Below are 13,199 nucleotides of genomic sequence, written 5' to 3' on the forward strand. Positions count from 1 at the left end.
AAGTATTGCGATATGAAGGGGCTTGGATTCAGGCATGGGTACAATGATAAAGGGCCAACCGAGATGGTTGGCCCTTAGCGTAAGTCATCCGTCGCAGTTTGCCGGATTATTTCCGGCGCAGCTTCTGGATCATCTGCAGGCGCGCCGCCGCCTCGACCAGCTCGGCCTGGGCCTTGGCGTAGTCGAAATCGGCCTTGGAGTTGGCCAGCGCCTCCTCCGCACGCTTCTTCGCCTCGATGGCCTCGGCCTCGTCAAGATCCTTCGCGCGCACCGCAGTGTCCGCCAGAACGGTCACATGGTACGGCTGCACCTCGAGGATGCCGCCGGACACGAACACCGGCTGCGGCTCCGCGCCTTCCTTTTCCAGGATGCGCAGTTCACCCGGATTCAGCCGGGCGAGCATCTGCGTATGCCCGGCATACACGCCGACCTCGCCCCCTTCGGCGGGTGCGGCGATCATCAGGGCCGTACCGGAGTAGATCGACTCCTCCGCACTGACCACATCCACATGCATATTCATGGGCATAACGCCTTGCTCCTTAGCCGAGCTTCTCGGCCTTCTCGACAGCTTCTTCGATCGTGCCGACCATGTAGAAGGCCTGCTCCGGCAGATGATCGTATTCGCCGTCCACGATGGCCTTGAACGCCCGGATGGTGTCCTTCAGGGAGACGTACTTACCCGGGGCTCCGGTGAAGACTTCCGCAACGAAGAACGGCTGCGACAGGTAGCGCTGGATCTTTCGCGCACGGGCCACGGCCAGCTTGTCGTCTTCAGACAGCTCGTCCATGCCGAGGATCGCGATGATGTCCTTCAGCTCCTTGTAGCGCTGCAGGGTACCCTGCACGGCGCGCGCGGTGTCGTAGTGTTCCTGCCCGATGATCTGCGGGTCCAGCTGACGCGAGGTCGAGTCCAGCGGGTCCACTGCCGGGTAGATGCCCAGCTCGGCGATCTGGCGGGACAGCACGACCGTGGCATCCAGGTGCGCGAAGGTGGTGGCGGGGGACGGGTCGGTCAAGTCATCCGCCGGCACGTAGACGGCCTGGATGGAAGTGATCGAGCCTTTCTTGGTCGAGGTGATGCGCTCCTGCAGCACACCCATCTCTTCCGCGAGGGTCGGCTGGTAGCCCACCGCGGAGGGCATACGACCCAGCAGCGCCGAGACCTCGGTACCGGCCAGGGTGTAACGGTAGATGTTGTCAATGAACATCAGCACGTCACGGCCTTCGTCACGGAAGAACTCGGCCATGGTCAGACCGGTCAGCGCTACGCGCAGACGGTTACCCGGCGGCTCGTTCATCTGGCCATAGACCAGGGCCACCTTGTCGAGGACGTTGGAGTCCTTCATCTCGTGGTAGAAGTCGTTGCCCTCACGAGTACGCTCCCCGACACCCGCAAACACCGAATAACCGGAGTGCTCGATCGCGATATTACGGATCAGCTCCATCATGTTGACGGTCTTGCCCACGCCGGCTCCACCAAACAGGCCGACCTTGCCGCCCTTCGCGAAGGGGCACAGCAGGTCGATGACCTTGATGCCGGTTTCCAGCAGCTCGGTCGAGCCCGCCTGCTCGTCAAAGGTCGGGGCGGCGCGGTGAATCGACCAGGTTTCCTGGGCCTCCACATCACCGGCGTTGTCCACCGGACGACCGAGGACATCCATCACCCGACCCAGCGTGCCCTTGCCGACCGGCACGGAGATCGGCTTGCCCGTGGCGGTAACCGCGGTCTGACGCTTCACGCCCTCGGTCGTGCCCATGGCAATGGTACGTACCACGCCGTCGCCCAGCTGCTGCTGGACTTCCAGGGTCAGACCGTTTTCCAGGGTCAGCGCGTCGTAGATCTTGGGCACTTCGCCGTGGGGGAATTCCACGTCCACGACGGCGCCGATGATTTCGACAATCTTTCCAGAACTCATTTGTTCATCCTCGTAAGTCGTAATTCGTGCCGAGTCGACCGATTCGTGCCGGTGGGCGCTAGACCGCAGCCGCGCCGCCGACGATCTCGGAGATCTCCTGGGTGATCGCAGCCTGGCGCGCCTTGTTGTAGACGAGCTGCAGGTCCTTGATCATCGTGCCGGCGTTGTCGGAGGCCGACTTCATCGCGACCATGCGTGCGGCCATCTCGCAGGCCACGTTCTCGACCACCGCCTGATAGATCAGGGACTCGACATAGCGCTCGAGCAGCGTATCCATCACCGGATGCGTGTCGGGCTCGTAGATGTAATCCCAGTGGTGCTTGAGCGATTCGTCCCTGCTCGGCGCCGTCGGCAGCAACTGCGTGGCCTCGGCCTGCTGCGTCATGGTGTTGACGAACTTGTTCTCGAGCAGCACCACGCGATCGACCTTGCCGTCGCGGAAGTTGTCCAGCACCACCTTGATCGAACCGATCAGGTCGTTGATGTGCGGACGGTCCCCGAGATCCTTGGACTCGGCCACGATGTTCCCGCCCAGGCGCTTGAAGAACTGCAGCGCCTTGCTCCCGATCACGCACAGATCGACCTCGACGCCCTCGTCGCGGTAGCGACGCATCTCGATCACGGCCTTCTTGAACAGGTTGGTGTTCAACCCGCCGCAAAGACCACGGTCAGTCGACACGATGATCAGCGCGACGCGCTTGACCTCGCGTTCCACCATGAACGGATGCTTGTACTCCGCATTCGCCATCGCGACGTGACCGATCACGTCGTGGATCTTCTGTGCGTAAGGCCGGGACTCCTGCATGCGGTCCTGGGCCTTGCGCATCTTGGACGCGGCGACCATTTCCATCGCCTTGGTGATCTTCTGAGTATTCTTGATACTCTTGATCTGCGTCCGGATCTCCTTAGTGCCCGCCATTGCGTGCTCCCGTTACCAGCTGTGCTTGGCCTTGAACTCTTCCAGGGCGCTTTTCAGCTTTTCCTGAATGGAGTCGTTGTAATCGCCAGTGCTGTTGATTTCGTCCAGGAGCTCCTTCTGGGAGGAACGCGCGTAGGCGATCAGTTCCTTCTCGAAGCTCACGATCTTGTCGGCCTCGACGTCGTCGAGGAAGCCTTCGTTCGCGGCGTACAGCGAAAAGGCCATCTCGCCGATGGACATGGGCTGGTACTGACCCTGCTTCATCAGCTCGGTCACGCGCTTGCCGCGATCCAGCTGCTTGCGGGTCAGTTCGTCCAGATCGGAGGCAAACTGCGAGAACGCCGCCAGCTCACGATACTGCGCCAGTGCCAGACGCACGCCGCCACCCAGCTTCTTGATGATCTTGGTCTGGGCGGCACCACCGACTCGGGACACCGACAGACCGGCGTTGATCGCCGGGCGAATACCGGAGTTGAACAGGTCGGTCTCGAGGAAGATCTGACCGTCGGTGATCGAGATCACGTTGGTCGGAACGAACGCGGAGACGTCACCCGCCTGGGTCTCGATGATCGGCAACGCGGTCAGAGAACCGGTCTTGCCCTTCACTTCACCGTTGGTCTTCTCTTCGACGTACTCGGCGTTCACACGCGAGGCACGCTCCAGCAGACGCGAATGCAGGTAGAAGACATCACCCGGGTAGGCCTCACGACCCGGCGGACGACGCAGGAGCAGGGAGACCTGACGGTAGGCCCAGGCCTGTTTGGTGAGGTCATCGTAGACGATCAGCGCGTCTTCGCCGCGATCGCGGAAGTATTCGCCCATCGCGCAGCCGGCGTACGGGGCGATGAACTGCATCGCCGCCGACTCCGACGCATTGGCGGCAACAATGATGGTGTTCTGCATCGCGCCCGCTTCTTCCAGCTTGGCCACCACGGAGGCGACCGAGGAGGCCTTCTGGCCAACCGCGACGTAGACGCACTTAACGCCGGAGTCCTTCTGGTTAATGATCGCATCGATCGCGACGGCGGTCTTGCCGGTCTGGCGGTCGCCGATGATCAGCTCGCGCTGGCCGCGACCGACCGGGACCATGGCGTCGATCGCCTTGATACCGGACTGCAGCGGCTGGTCGACCGACTTGCGCTCGATAACACCGGGCGCGATCTTTTCGATCGGGCTGGTGATGTCGCTTTCGATCGGGCCCTTGCCGTCGATCGGACGACCCAGGGAATCGACTACCCGACCCAGCAGCGCTTCGCCAACCGGCACTTCGAGGATGCGGCCGGTGCACTTGACCGTCTGGCCCTCGGAGATGTGCTTGTAGTCGCCCAGGATCACGACACCCACAGAGTCGCGTTCAAGGTTAAGCGCCATGCCGAAGGTGTCGCCCGGGAACTCGAGCATCTCGCCCTGCATGACGTCACCGAGACCGTGGACGCGGGCGATACCGTCGGTCACGCTGACCACGGTGCCCTCGTTGGAGGCCTCGGACGAGGCATCGAATTTCTCGATGCGCTGTTTGATCAGATCACTGATCTCGGAGGGATTCAGTTGCATGTTAAATATCCTCTTAGCGACTCAAATTGGCAGCCAGGCGGTTCAGCTGGCCTCGCACGGAGCCGTCGATTACCAGGTCGCCGGCGCGGATGATGGCCCCTCCAAGAAGGGCGCTGTCGACCGAATGCTCGAGATCGACTTCGCAGCCCAGGCCCTGGGCCAGGGCGTCGTGGATCTCTTTCTCCTGCGCCTGGGTGAGCTTGCGAAAGGCGATCACGTCGGCATGGACGCGGTGCTCGGCCGCGGCCTTCAATTCGGCAAAGGCATCGCTCACGGCGGGGAGGGCGGGCAGCCGGCCGTTTTCGGCCAGCAGGCGAACCAGGTTCCCCGCCTCGGGCCCCACCTTGTCACCGGCCACGTCGAGCACGAGCTGTGCCCGGTCCGGCCGCGGGACCCGCGGGTTGGAGAGGAGACTGTGCATCTGCGAATCGCGGGCGATCGCCGCCAGCAATTCGAGCTGCTCGGCCCAGCCGGCGAGATCCTTGGCCTCGCGGGCCCGCTCGAAAGCTGCGCGAGCGTAGGGTCGGGCGACCGAAATCAGGTCTGACATAACGTCTCCTTACAGCTTGGCCGAGAGCTTCTTGAGCAGATCGCCGTGCGCCTTGGCGTCGATTTCCTTGGCCAGGATCTGCTCGGCACCGGCAACCGCCAGCTCGGAGACCTGCTTGCGCAGCTCTTCCTTCGCGCGGTTGATCTCCTGCTCGATCTCGGCGTGCGCCGCCTGCTTGATGCGTTCGCCTTCTTCGTGGGCCGTGGACTTGCTTTCCTCAACCACGTCGTTGGCGCGCTTCTGCGCAGAGGCCACGATCTCGTTGGCCTGCTGCTTGGCCTCCTTGAGGACCTCGGTCGCACGCTCCTGGGCGAGCTCCTGCTCTTTCTCGCCACGTTCCGCGGCTGCCAGGCCGTCGGCAATTTTCTTGCGACGTTCTTCCAGGGCGGCGGACATGGGCGGCCAGACGTAGCGCATCGTGAACCACACGAAGACGCTGAACGCGAGCAGCTGGCCAATGATGGTCAGATTGATATTCATCCTGCTACCTCAGGTTGGACGAGTGGAGGGGACCTCGGGACTCGCTCAGCCTTATTAACCCAGGGCGAACAGGACGTACAGGCCGATACCCACGCCGATCATCGGCACGGCGTCAGTCAGACCCATCACGATGAAGAACTGGGTGCGCAGCATCGGGATCAGTTCCGGCTGACGCGCGGCGCCTTCCAGGAAGCGACCACCCAGGGTACCCACGCCGATGGCGGCGCCGACAGCGGCCAGACCCAGAAGCAGCGAGCCAGCCAGGACGATCAGAGCGTTAGCCATTTCCATTTTTGTATCTCCAGTCGAGTGTTGAAACAGTCAGTTGAGTAGGGAAGTCGAAATCAGTGGTCTTCGCTGTACGCCATGTCGAGATAGACGACGGTCAGCACCATGAAGATGAAGGCCTGCAGCGGTACCACCAGGATGTGGAAGATTGCCCAGCCCACGTGCAGCACACCACCGGCCAGACCCATGATCAGGCCCGCAGAGTACATGACACCGATCAGGATGAAGATCATCTCCGCGGCGTACAGGTTGCCGAACAGTCGCAGGGCGAGCGAGGCCGGCTTGGCCAGCAGGTTGATGAACTCCAGGACGAAGTTGATCACCCAGAAAAACGGCTTGATGTACACGATGTTGGTCTGGAACGGGATGCCCGTCAGTTCCTTGATGAAACCCACCGGGCCCTTGATCTTGAGCGAGTAGTAGATGATCAGGATGAACACACCGAGCGCCAGGCCCGCGGTCACGTTGATATCCGTAGTCGGCACGATCTTGAAGTACGGGATACCCAGCAGATAGGCGATGTGCGGGATCAGGTCGACCGGCACGAGGTCCATCAGGTTGAGCAGGAATATCCAGACGAAGATGGTCAGCGCGAGCGGCGCGACCATGTCGTTCTTGTGCTTGAACGAACCGCGGACGTTGTCGTTGACAAAGTCCATGAGCATCTCGACGAAGTTCTGCCAGCCGCCCGGGACGCCAGCGGTGACCTTCTTGGCCGCGGCGCGGAACGTGAGGACAAACAGCAGGCCGAGGGCGATCGACCACAGCATGGAGTCGACGTGGATCGCCCAGAAGCCCATTTCGGCGGCTTCGGTGCTGGTGGTGGCGAAGCTCATCCCCTTCTCGGGGTGGAGTCCGAAGGTAAGATTCGTCAGATGGTGAGCAATGTGCTCTTCCATCGTGGGCAGTCCGCTTTCTGAAGCCATGCAGTTATCTCGTCATTGCTTGATCAGAAACCCGGTGCAGCCACCACAAGGGGGCCAGGTGCACCAGGAGGAAGATGCCGAACAACGCCAGTAAATCCGGCTCGTCCAGGTAAGCGAACGCCACCCCGAATGCCACCGCGATGATTGCCAGTCGTCCCATCTGGGCGCCCATCATGCGGGCGGTCAGCGAGCCCACCTGATCGGAACGGTAGGCCCGAAACACAACAACCGCGGCCACGGCATTGCCGAGCGTCGCGGTGATGCCGCCCACCGCAGCCGAGATCGCCACGATCGGGGGGAACAGGGCCAGAAGCAGGCCCGACAGTATCAGCGTTAAGGCGAGCTGCAGACCTAGCGATTGTAAAGCGTGTCTGAAGCGTCGCGGTGTCATTCAGCGGATGGGCACACCCACCCCTCTCCCAAAAAGTGCGCGTAGTATAAGAGCGCCCTTCTACTGCGTCAAACGGCGTTCAGGGCCATCCGGCTGTCCGCTCAGGGAGTTACTGGATGTGGGCGAGGATGCCATCGAGCTCGTCGAGGCTGTTGTATTCGATAACCAGACGGCCTTTGCCCTGGCGGTTGTAGCGAACCTGGACCGCGGCGCCCAGCTGGTCGGAGAGACGGCTCTCCAGTTGCCGCACCTCGGGCGAGGGTCCGGCATCCTTCTTGGGCTCCGGGGTCGCGGCGAGGATCTTCTTTACCAGCTGCTCGGTCGCGCGGACCGAGAGCCCGCGCTTGACCACGGTCGCGGCCACCCCGGGCTGGTCGTCCAGCGGCACCGCCAGGAGACAGCGGGCATGGCCCATCTCCAGGCGCCCCTCGTTGACGTGGTCCTTCACCGTGTCGTGGAGTTCCAGCAGGCGCAGCAGGTTGGTGACCGCAGTGCGCGAGCGGCCGACCGCGTCGGCCGCGGCCTGGTGCGTCATCTCGAATTCGCCGATCAGGCGGCGGATGGCCTGCGCCTCTTCCAGTGGGTTCAGGTCCTCGCGCTGGATGTTCTCGATCAGTGCCATCGCCGCGGCGGCCTGATCGGGGATGTCGCGGACCACCGCCGGGACGGTCTCCAGGCCCGCGATCTGGGCTGCACGCCAGCGGCGCTCGCCGGCGATCAGCTCATAGCCCTCGTCCAGGCGCCGCACGACGACCGGCTGCACGATGCCCTGGGCTCGGATCGAGTCTGCCAGCTCGGCCAGCGCCGCCTCCGCCATGTGGACCCGGGGCTGATACTTGCCACGCCGGATCTGCTCGATCGGGAGCTGCTCCAAACTGTCGCTGTCGTCACCACCGGCCTGGGCGCCGGAGAGCAGGGCATCCAGGCCTCGGCCCAGTCCTCGTTTCGCCATGGTTGATCGTTCCTGCAGGCAGTCGGTAAGGGGGTAACAGGCGGCGGTCAGCGCCGCAACATCTCGCCGGCCAGGGCCAGGTACGCCACGGCCCCGCGCGAGGAGGCATCATACAACAAGGCCGGCTGGCCAAAACTGGGTGCCTCGGCCAGGCGGATGTTGCGCGGGATCACGGTTCGGAACACGCGATCGCCGAAGTGGCCGGTGAGCTGTGCCGAGACATCCCCGGAAAGACGATTGCGTGGATCGAACATCGTGCGCAGCAGGCCCGAGATACGCAGCTTGGGGTTGGGACCGCGCTGGATGCTCTCGATGGTGCGCATCAGGGCGGTCAACCCCTCCAGTGCGTAGTACTCGCACTGCATCGGGATCACCACACCATCGGCCGCGACCAGGCCGTTGACGGTCAAAAGGTTCAGCGACGGCGGGCAGTCGACCAGGATGTGGTCGTAGTTTGCCCGGGCCGGTGCCAGCGCCTCCTGCAACCGGTATTCACGGCGCTCGGCCTCCATCAGCCGCACCTCGGCCACGGTCAGGTCGCCGTTGGCCGGGACCAGGTCATAGCCGGCCTCCACTCGGTGGGCGGCCTCGGCCACCGTGGCCTGGCCAAGCAGGACCTCGCAGGAGGTTGGGTCATCGGCGTGCTTGTCGACGCCCGAACCGGTGGTCGCGTTGCCCTGCGGGTCCATGTCCACCACCAGCACGCGCTTGCCCAGCCGGGCGAGCGAGGCGGCAAGGTTCACGCAGGTGGTGGTCTTGCCCACTCCGCCCTTCTGATTGGTGATAGCCAGCGTATCGGTCACGGGTCGGCTCTCTCGATAATGGCGATGTGCCGCTCGGCAGTCTCGCCGGGAATGGTAACCGGGTCCACGCTTCGGTACGACCACGGAGCCGGGAGCGGTTCGGCGACGACCGAGCGCTGACCCAGCATGGCCAGCACGCGGCCCCCCTCGGCCACCTGTGGCGCGACCCGCGAGACCATGTCGGCCGGGGCCTTGAACGCCCGTGCCAGCACCGTGGTGTAGGGCGCGGAGGGCTGGAAATCCTCGATCCGCACATGCACGGCCTCGACCCCGGACAGCCGAGCGAGCCCGATCACGTTACGCAGGAAGCGGATGCGCTTGGCCGCGCTGTCGAGCAGGCAGAATTCGCGTTCGCGCTCGGTAGCCGCGAGCACGAAACCAGGCAGCCCGGCGCCAGTCCCGACATCCAGCACCCGGTCCCCACGAAGATACGGGCGCAACGTCAGGCTGTCGAGGATATGCCGGCGAATCCACTGCGCGGGGTCACGCACCGCGGTCAGGTTGTGCACGCGGTTCCAGCGCCCGAGCTGTTCCAGATAAATCGCCAGGGCCTCGATGGCCGGTGGGTCCAGCGACCAGTCCCCGGCCACGGCGGCCAGGGCCGCGCGCCAGTCGTTACTCGCCACTGGCGCGCTGCTTTAAGGAAACACTAATCCATGTACACACTCGCGCTCGAGTCGCTTTTGCGCGGGAACAAGGCGCGGTGACTGCCGTGCAGTCGTTCTGCACAAGGGAGCCGCAACGCCGTGCGCGCGCAAAAGCGGCCGAGCCCCTTCGGGGTTGGCACCCCAGGTTCCCCGATCCTGCGTTGCGCCGCTTGCGGGTAGAACCACTACCCGCTGCACGACGCGCCTTGTCTCGGAAAACCTGGGGTGCCAACGCGAGTGTGTACATGGATTAGTGTTTCCTTAAGTGCACAGCCAAAGCTGACAGCGCGGCCGGGGTCACGCCCGGGATGCGCTGCGCCTGGGCCAGGGTATGGGGGCGGAATTCCGCCAGCTTCTGGCGGATCTCGTTCGACAGCCCGTGGACCCGGGCGTAGTCGAGGCTGTCCGGGAGGGCGGTCTGCTCGGCCTTCGCCTGGCGGTCGATCTCGGCCTGCTGGCGCTCGATGTAGCCGGCGTACTTGGCCTGGATCTCCGCCTGTTCGCGCACGTCGGGCGTGCAGCCTGCATCCAGTTCGGGCAGCGCATGCATCAAGCCATCGTAATCGGCCTCGGGGCGGCGCAGCAGGTCGAGCAGCGTGGCATCCGGATCCGGCGCCTTGCCTAGCAACTCGATCAGGGCCGGGTGGTTCCGCTGGTCGCGGTCCGGGCGGGTTTGTCCGAGTCGGGTCATCTCGGTCTCGAGGGCCGCGGCACGGATCTCGAAGCGCGCCCAGCGGGCGTCGTCGACCAGCCCGTACTCGCGCCCGACCGGGGTCAGGCGCAGATCGGCGTTGTCCTCGCGCAGCAACAGCCGGTACTCGGCGCGCGAGGTGAACATGCGGTAGGGCTCCTGGGTGCCGCGGGTCACCAGGTCGTCGATCAGCACGCCGATGTAGGCCTCGGAGCGCTGCGGGATCCACGGCGCGGCGTCCTGCACCAGCCGCGCCGCGTTGAGCCCCGCGACCAGACCCTGGGCGGCGGCCTCCTCGTAGCCGGTGGTGCCGTTGATCTGGCCGGCGAAAAACAGGTTGCCGATCTCGCGCGTGGCCAGCGTCGGGCGCAGGCCGCGGGGATCGAAGTAGTCGTATTCGATGGCGTAGCCGGGGCGTGTGATGCGCGCGTTCTCGAACCCGGCAATGCTCTGGACCAGGGGGACCTGGATCGCATACGGCAGCGAGGTGGAGATCCCGTTGGGATACAGCTCGTGGGTGCTGAGGCCTTCCGGCTCGACAAAGACCTGGTGACTGGTCTTGTCGGCGAACCGCACCACCTTATCCTCGATCGACGGGCAATAGCGCGGGCCGGTGCTGTCGATCTGGCCGCTGTACATCGGCGCCTGGTCCAGGTTCGCCCGGATCAGGTCGTGGGTCTTCTCGCTGGTGCGCGCGATATGGCAGGGGCGCTGCGCCGGGTGGTCGTCGGTCGAGCCGATGAAGGAAAAGACCGGGCGCGGGTCATCGCCCGGCTGCGGCTCGAGCCGCGAGAAATCCACGCTGCGTCCGTCGATGCGTGGCGGCGTGCCGGTCTTGAGCCGCCCGACGGCAAAGGCCATCTCGCGCAGGCGCGCCGCCAGGCGGGTGCTCGGCGGATCACCCGCGCGCCCGCCGGGCTGCCGGGTGAGCCCGGTGTGCATCTGGCCATTGAGGAAGGTACCCACGGTCAGCACCACGGCGCGGGCGTTGAACGCGATGCCGGCCTCGGTGACCACGCCGGTCACGCGCTGGCCGTCCTGGGTGATGTCGGCCACCGGCTGCTGAAAGATCTGCAGGTTCGGCTCGGCCTCGACGAACTGGCGGATGGCCTGGCGGTAGAGCTGCCGGTCGGACTGCGCGCGGGTCGCGCGCACGGCCGGGCCCTTGCGTCGGTTGAGGATGCGGAAATGGATGCCGGCGGCGTCCGCCGCGCGGCCCATCACGCCGCCCAGGGCATCGATCTCCTTGACTAGGTGGCCCTTGCCGATCCCCCCGATGGCCGGGTTGCAGCTCATTTGGCCGATGGTCTCGATGTTGTGGGTCAGCAGCAGTGTGCGCGCACCGCCGCGCGCCGCGGCCAGCGCGGCCTCGGTGCCGGCGTGCCCGCCGCCAATCACGATGACATCAAAGGAGTTCGCCATGGTCCTGCTATCCCGGCCGACGGTCCGGCCTGTGAGTGCAATTCGCGCCGCTTATGGTCCGGGCACGAAAATCGGAATTCTAGCAGGGAGTTACGCGAGCGCGAAGCGGCCCCCGGGCCAAATGGTTTTCCGGGCGTGCCGCGCCGGCCTGTTCGCCTGGTTCGTTGCGCCGCGGCGGCTTCGGCCGTGATGGGCAGCAGAGGCCGCATCCAGCGCCCGCCGTCATTGCGAGCAAAGCGAAGCAATCTCCGGAAGCTGGCAGGACGTCGGGCCGCGAAATCCGGTGGTCGCGGCGGGCGATTGCCGCGGCCCCTTTCGGGGCCTCGCAATGACGGGGACTACTTGCCGATGCAGAAGCCGGCGAAGATCTCGCCCAGCAGGGCCTCGTGGTCCTGGCGGCCAAGGAGCGCGTCCAGGGCGCGTTCGGCCAGACGCAACTCCTCGGCGATCAGGTCCGGGGGCGCGGCGGCGCCGATCGCGGCGAGATGCGTGGCCGTCGTACGCAGGCCGTCCAGATGGCGCGCGCGCACGCTGAAGCGTTGCTGGCCACCCTCGCTCACGCCCAGGCGCTCGACGATCGCCTGTTTGAGCGCGTCGACTCCTGCCCCGGTCCGTGCAGAGATCCTGAGCCCGTGGTCCGCTCGGGTGGAGTCGGCGACGCAGTCCATCTTGTTCCAGACGGTCAGTCGCGGGATTTCCGCCGGGGCCGCCAAGTCGGGAGCCGCATCCGGACGCGTGAGATCGCGCAGCTCCAGGATCAAGTCAGCCCCGGTGGCCGCCTCCCGCGCCCGCTCCATGCCGATCTTCTCCACCGGATCCTCACTCGCGTGCAGCCCGGCGGTGTCGATCAGTTCGACCGGTATCCCGTGGATCGCAATCGGCGAACGCAGGACGTCGCGCGTGGTCCCGGGGCGATCGGTGACGATCGCGACCTCGCTCTCAGCCAAACGGTTCATCAAACTGGACTTGCCGACATTCGGGGCGCCGACCAGGGCCAGGCGCAAGCCCTGGGCAAAGTAACGCGCCGGACGCAGTCGTTCGAGGAGTTCGCGGATGGTCGTGTGGAGGGTGTCGGCACGGCGTGCGATATCCGCTGCGGCCTCCGACTCGAGGTCGGTCTCGCCGAAATCAATCTCTGCCTCGATAATCACGCGCAGGTCGCGGATCGCGCGCGAGACCGGTTCGAGTTCGGTCGCCAGGGCTCCGTCGAGGCTGGATCGCGCAAGCCTCGCGGCCTGCTCGGTCTGGGCGTGGATCAGATCGGCCACCGCCTCCGCCTGCGCCAGGTCGAGACGGCCGTTGAGGAAGGCCTGCTCGGTAAACTCCCCCGGTCGGGCACGACGCGCGCCGAGATCCACCGCGGCGGCGACGATCGCCTCCAGCAAGACCGGGCTGCCGTGGCCCTGCAACTCGATCACGTCCTCGCCGGTGTAGGAGTGCGGGCCCGGGAAGGACAGGATCAGACCGTCGTCCAGCGACTCGCCAGTCGCCGGATCAATGAAGCTGCCGTAGTGGGCGTGGCGTGGAAGCAGCTGCGCGCGGCGGGTCAGGCGCCGCGCGATGGGCAGGGCCTGGGGACCCGACAGGCGGACCACACCGATACCGCCAACCCCCGGCGGGGTGGCGACCGCGACAATGGTGTCCGTCACGGTCACGGAGC

At 65.2% G+C, this 13,199-nt stretch carries 14 protein-coding genes; all 14 read right to left on the bottom strand.

What is annotated here, in order from left to right; all coding sequences use genetic code 11:
• Nucleotides 1-106 precede the first annotated feature (106 nt).
• The 14 genes from G315_RS0107410 to mnmE all read right to left on the bottom strand — a co-directional run bounded on the left by G315_RS0107410 (nucleotide 107) and on the right by mnmE (nucleotide 13,194).
• Complete coding sequence (locus G315_RS0107410) at nucleotides 107-526, bottom strand: F0F1 ATP synthase subunit epsilon (RefSeq protein WP_018144948.1); 420 nt, start codon at nucleotides 524-526, stop codon at nucleotides 107-109.
• A gap of 13 nt (nucleotides 527-539) precedes the next feature.
• The gene (atpD, locus tag G315_RS0107415; RefSeq protein WP_018144949.1) at nucleotides 540-1,916 is read right to left on the bottom strand and encodes a F0F1 ATP synthase subunit beta; all 1,377 of its coding nucleotides are present in this window, start codon (nucleotides 1,914-1,916) and stop codon (nucleotides 540-542) included.
• Between the two features lie 58 nt (nucleotides 1,917-1,974).
• Nucleotides 1,975-2,835 (bottom strand): F0F1 ATP synthase subunit gamma, encoded by an 861-nt coding sequence (gene atpG / locus G315_RS0107420; protein ID WP_018938630.1) that lies wholly within the window; start codon nucleotides 2,833-2,835, stop codon nucleotides 1,975-1,977.
• A 12-nt stretch (nucleotides 2,836-2,847) separates the two neighbouring features.
• On the bottom strand, nucleotides 2,848-4,389 hold the full coding sequence (atpA, locus tag G315_RS0107425; protein ID WP_018144951.1) for a F0F1 ATP synthase subunit alpha: 1,542 nt from the start codon (nucleotides 4,387-4,389) through the stop codon (nucleotides 2,848-2,850).
• A 13-nt stretch (nucleotides 4,390-4,402) separates the two neighbouring features.
• Entirely contained in the window at nucleotides 4,403-4,939 is a 537-nt protein-coding gene (locus G315_RS0107430) for a F0F1 ATP synthase subunit delta (protein ID WP_018144952.1), read from the bottom strand.
• 9 nt (nucleotides 4,940-4,948) lie between these two features.
• Nucleotides 4,949-5,419 carry a F0F1 ATP synthase subunit B gene (locus G315_RS0107435; protein ID WP_018144953.1) on the bottom strand — a complete coding sequence of 157 codons (471 nt, stop codon included), beginning with the start codon at nucleotides 5,417-5,419 and terminating at the stop codon, nucleotides 4,949-4,951.
• A gap of 54 nt (nucleotides 5,420-5,473) precedes the next feature.
• The gene (atpE, locus tag G315_RS0107440) at nucleotides 5,474-5,710 is read right to left on the bottom strand and encodes a F0F1 ATP synthase subunit C (protein WP_012983953.1); all 237 of its coding nucleotides are present in this window, start codon (nucleotides 5,708-5,710) and stop codon (nucleotides 5,474-5,476) included.
• Nucleotides 5,711-5,763: 53 nt separating this feature from the next.
• Nucleotides 5,764-6,606: a F0F1 ATP synthase subunit A gene (gene atpB, locus G315_RS0107445; RefSeq protein ID WP_026182062.1), complete on the bottom strand. Its 843-nt coding sequence runs from the start codon at nucleotides 6,604-6,606 to the stop codon at nucleotides 5,764-5,766.
• A gap of 31 nt (nucleotides 6,607-6,637) precedes the next feature.
• A complete protein-coding gene (locus G315_RS0107450) occupies nucleotides 6,638-7,024 on the bottom strand; it encodes an ATP synthase subunit I (protein ID WP_018144955.1) in 387 nt (128 codons plus the stop codon).
• Between the two features lie 109 nt (nucleotides 7,025-7,133).
• Nucleotides 7,134-7,976: a ParB/RepB/Spo0J family partition protein gene (locus tag G315_RS0107455; RefSeq protein ID WP_018168792.1), complete on the bottom strand. Its 843-nt coding sequence runs from the start codon at nucleotides 7,974-7,976 to the stop codon at nucleotides 7,134-7,136.
• Between the two features lie 47 nt (nucleotides 7,977-8,023).
• Entirely contained in the window at nucleotides 8,024-8,779 is a 756-nt protein-coding gene (locus G315_RS0107460) for a ParA family protein (protein WP_018168793.1), read from the bottom strand.
• The gene (gene rsmG / locus G315_RS0107465; RefSeq protein ID WP_019612221.1) at nucleotides 8,776-9,405 is read right to left on the bottom strand and encodes a 16S rRNA (guanine(527)-N(7))-methyltransferase RsmG; all 630 of its coding nucleotides are present in this window, start codon (nucleotides 9,403-9,405) and stop codon (nucleotides 8,776-8,778) included. Before rsmG ends, G315_RS0107460 begins: the two co-directional genes overlap by 4 nt.
• Before the next feature lie 271 nt (nucleotides 9,406-9,676).
• Nucleotides 9,677-11,539, bottom strand: a complete 1,863-nt coding sequence (mnmG, locus tag G315_RS0107470) for a tRNA uridine-5-carboxymethylaminomethyl(34) synthesis enzyme MnmG (protein WP_019612222.1) — start codon at nucleotides 11,537-11,539, stop codon at nucleotides 9,677-9,679.
• A gap of 338 nt (nucleotides 11,540-11,877) precedes the next feature.
• Nucleotides 11,878-13,194 (bottom strand): tRNA uridine-5-carboxymethylaminomethyl(34) synthesis GTPase MnmE, encoded by a 1,317-nt coding sequence (gene mnmE / locus G315_RS0107475; RefSeq protein ID WP_019612223.1) that lies wholly within the window; start codon nucleotides 13,192-13,194, stop codon nucleotides 11,878-11,880.
• Nucleotides 13,195-13,199 lie beyond the last annotated feature (5 nt).

The sequence above is a fragment of the Thioalkalivibrio sp. AKL7 genome, from assembly GCF_000381705.1.
Taxonomy (GTDB): Bacteria; Pseudomonadota; Gammaproteobacteria; order Ectothiorhodospirales; family Ectothiorhodospiraceae; genus Thioalkalivibrio; species Thioalkalivibrio versutus.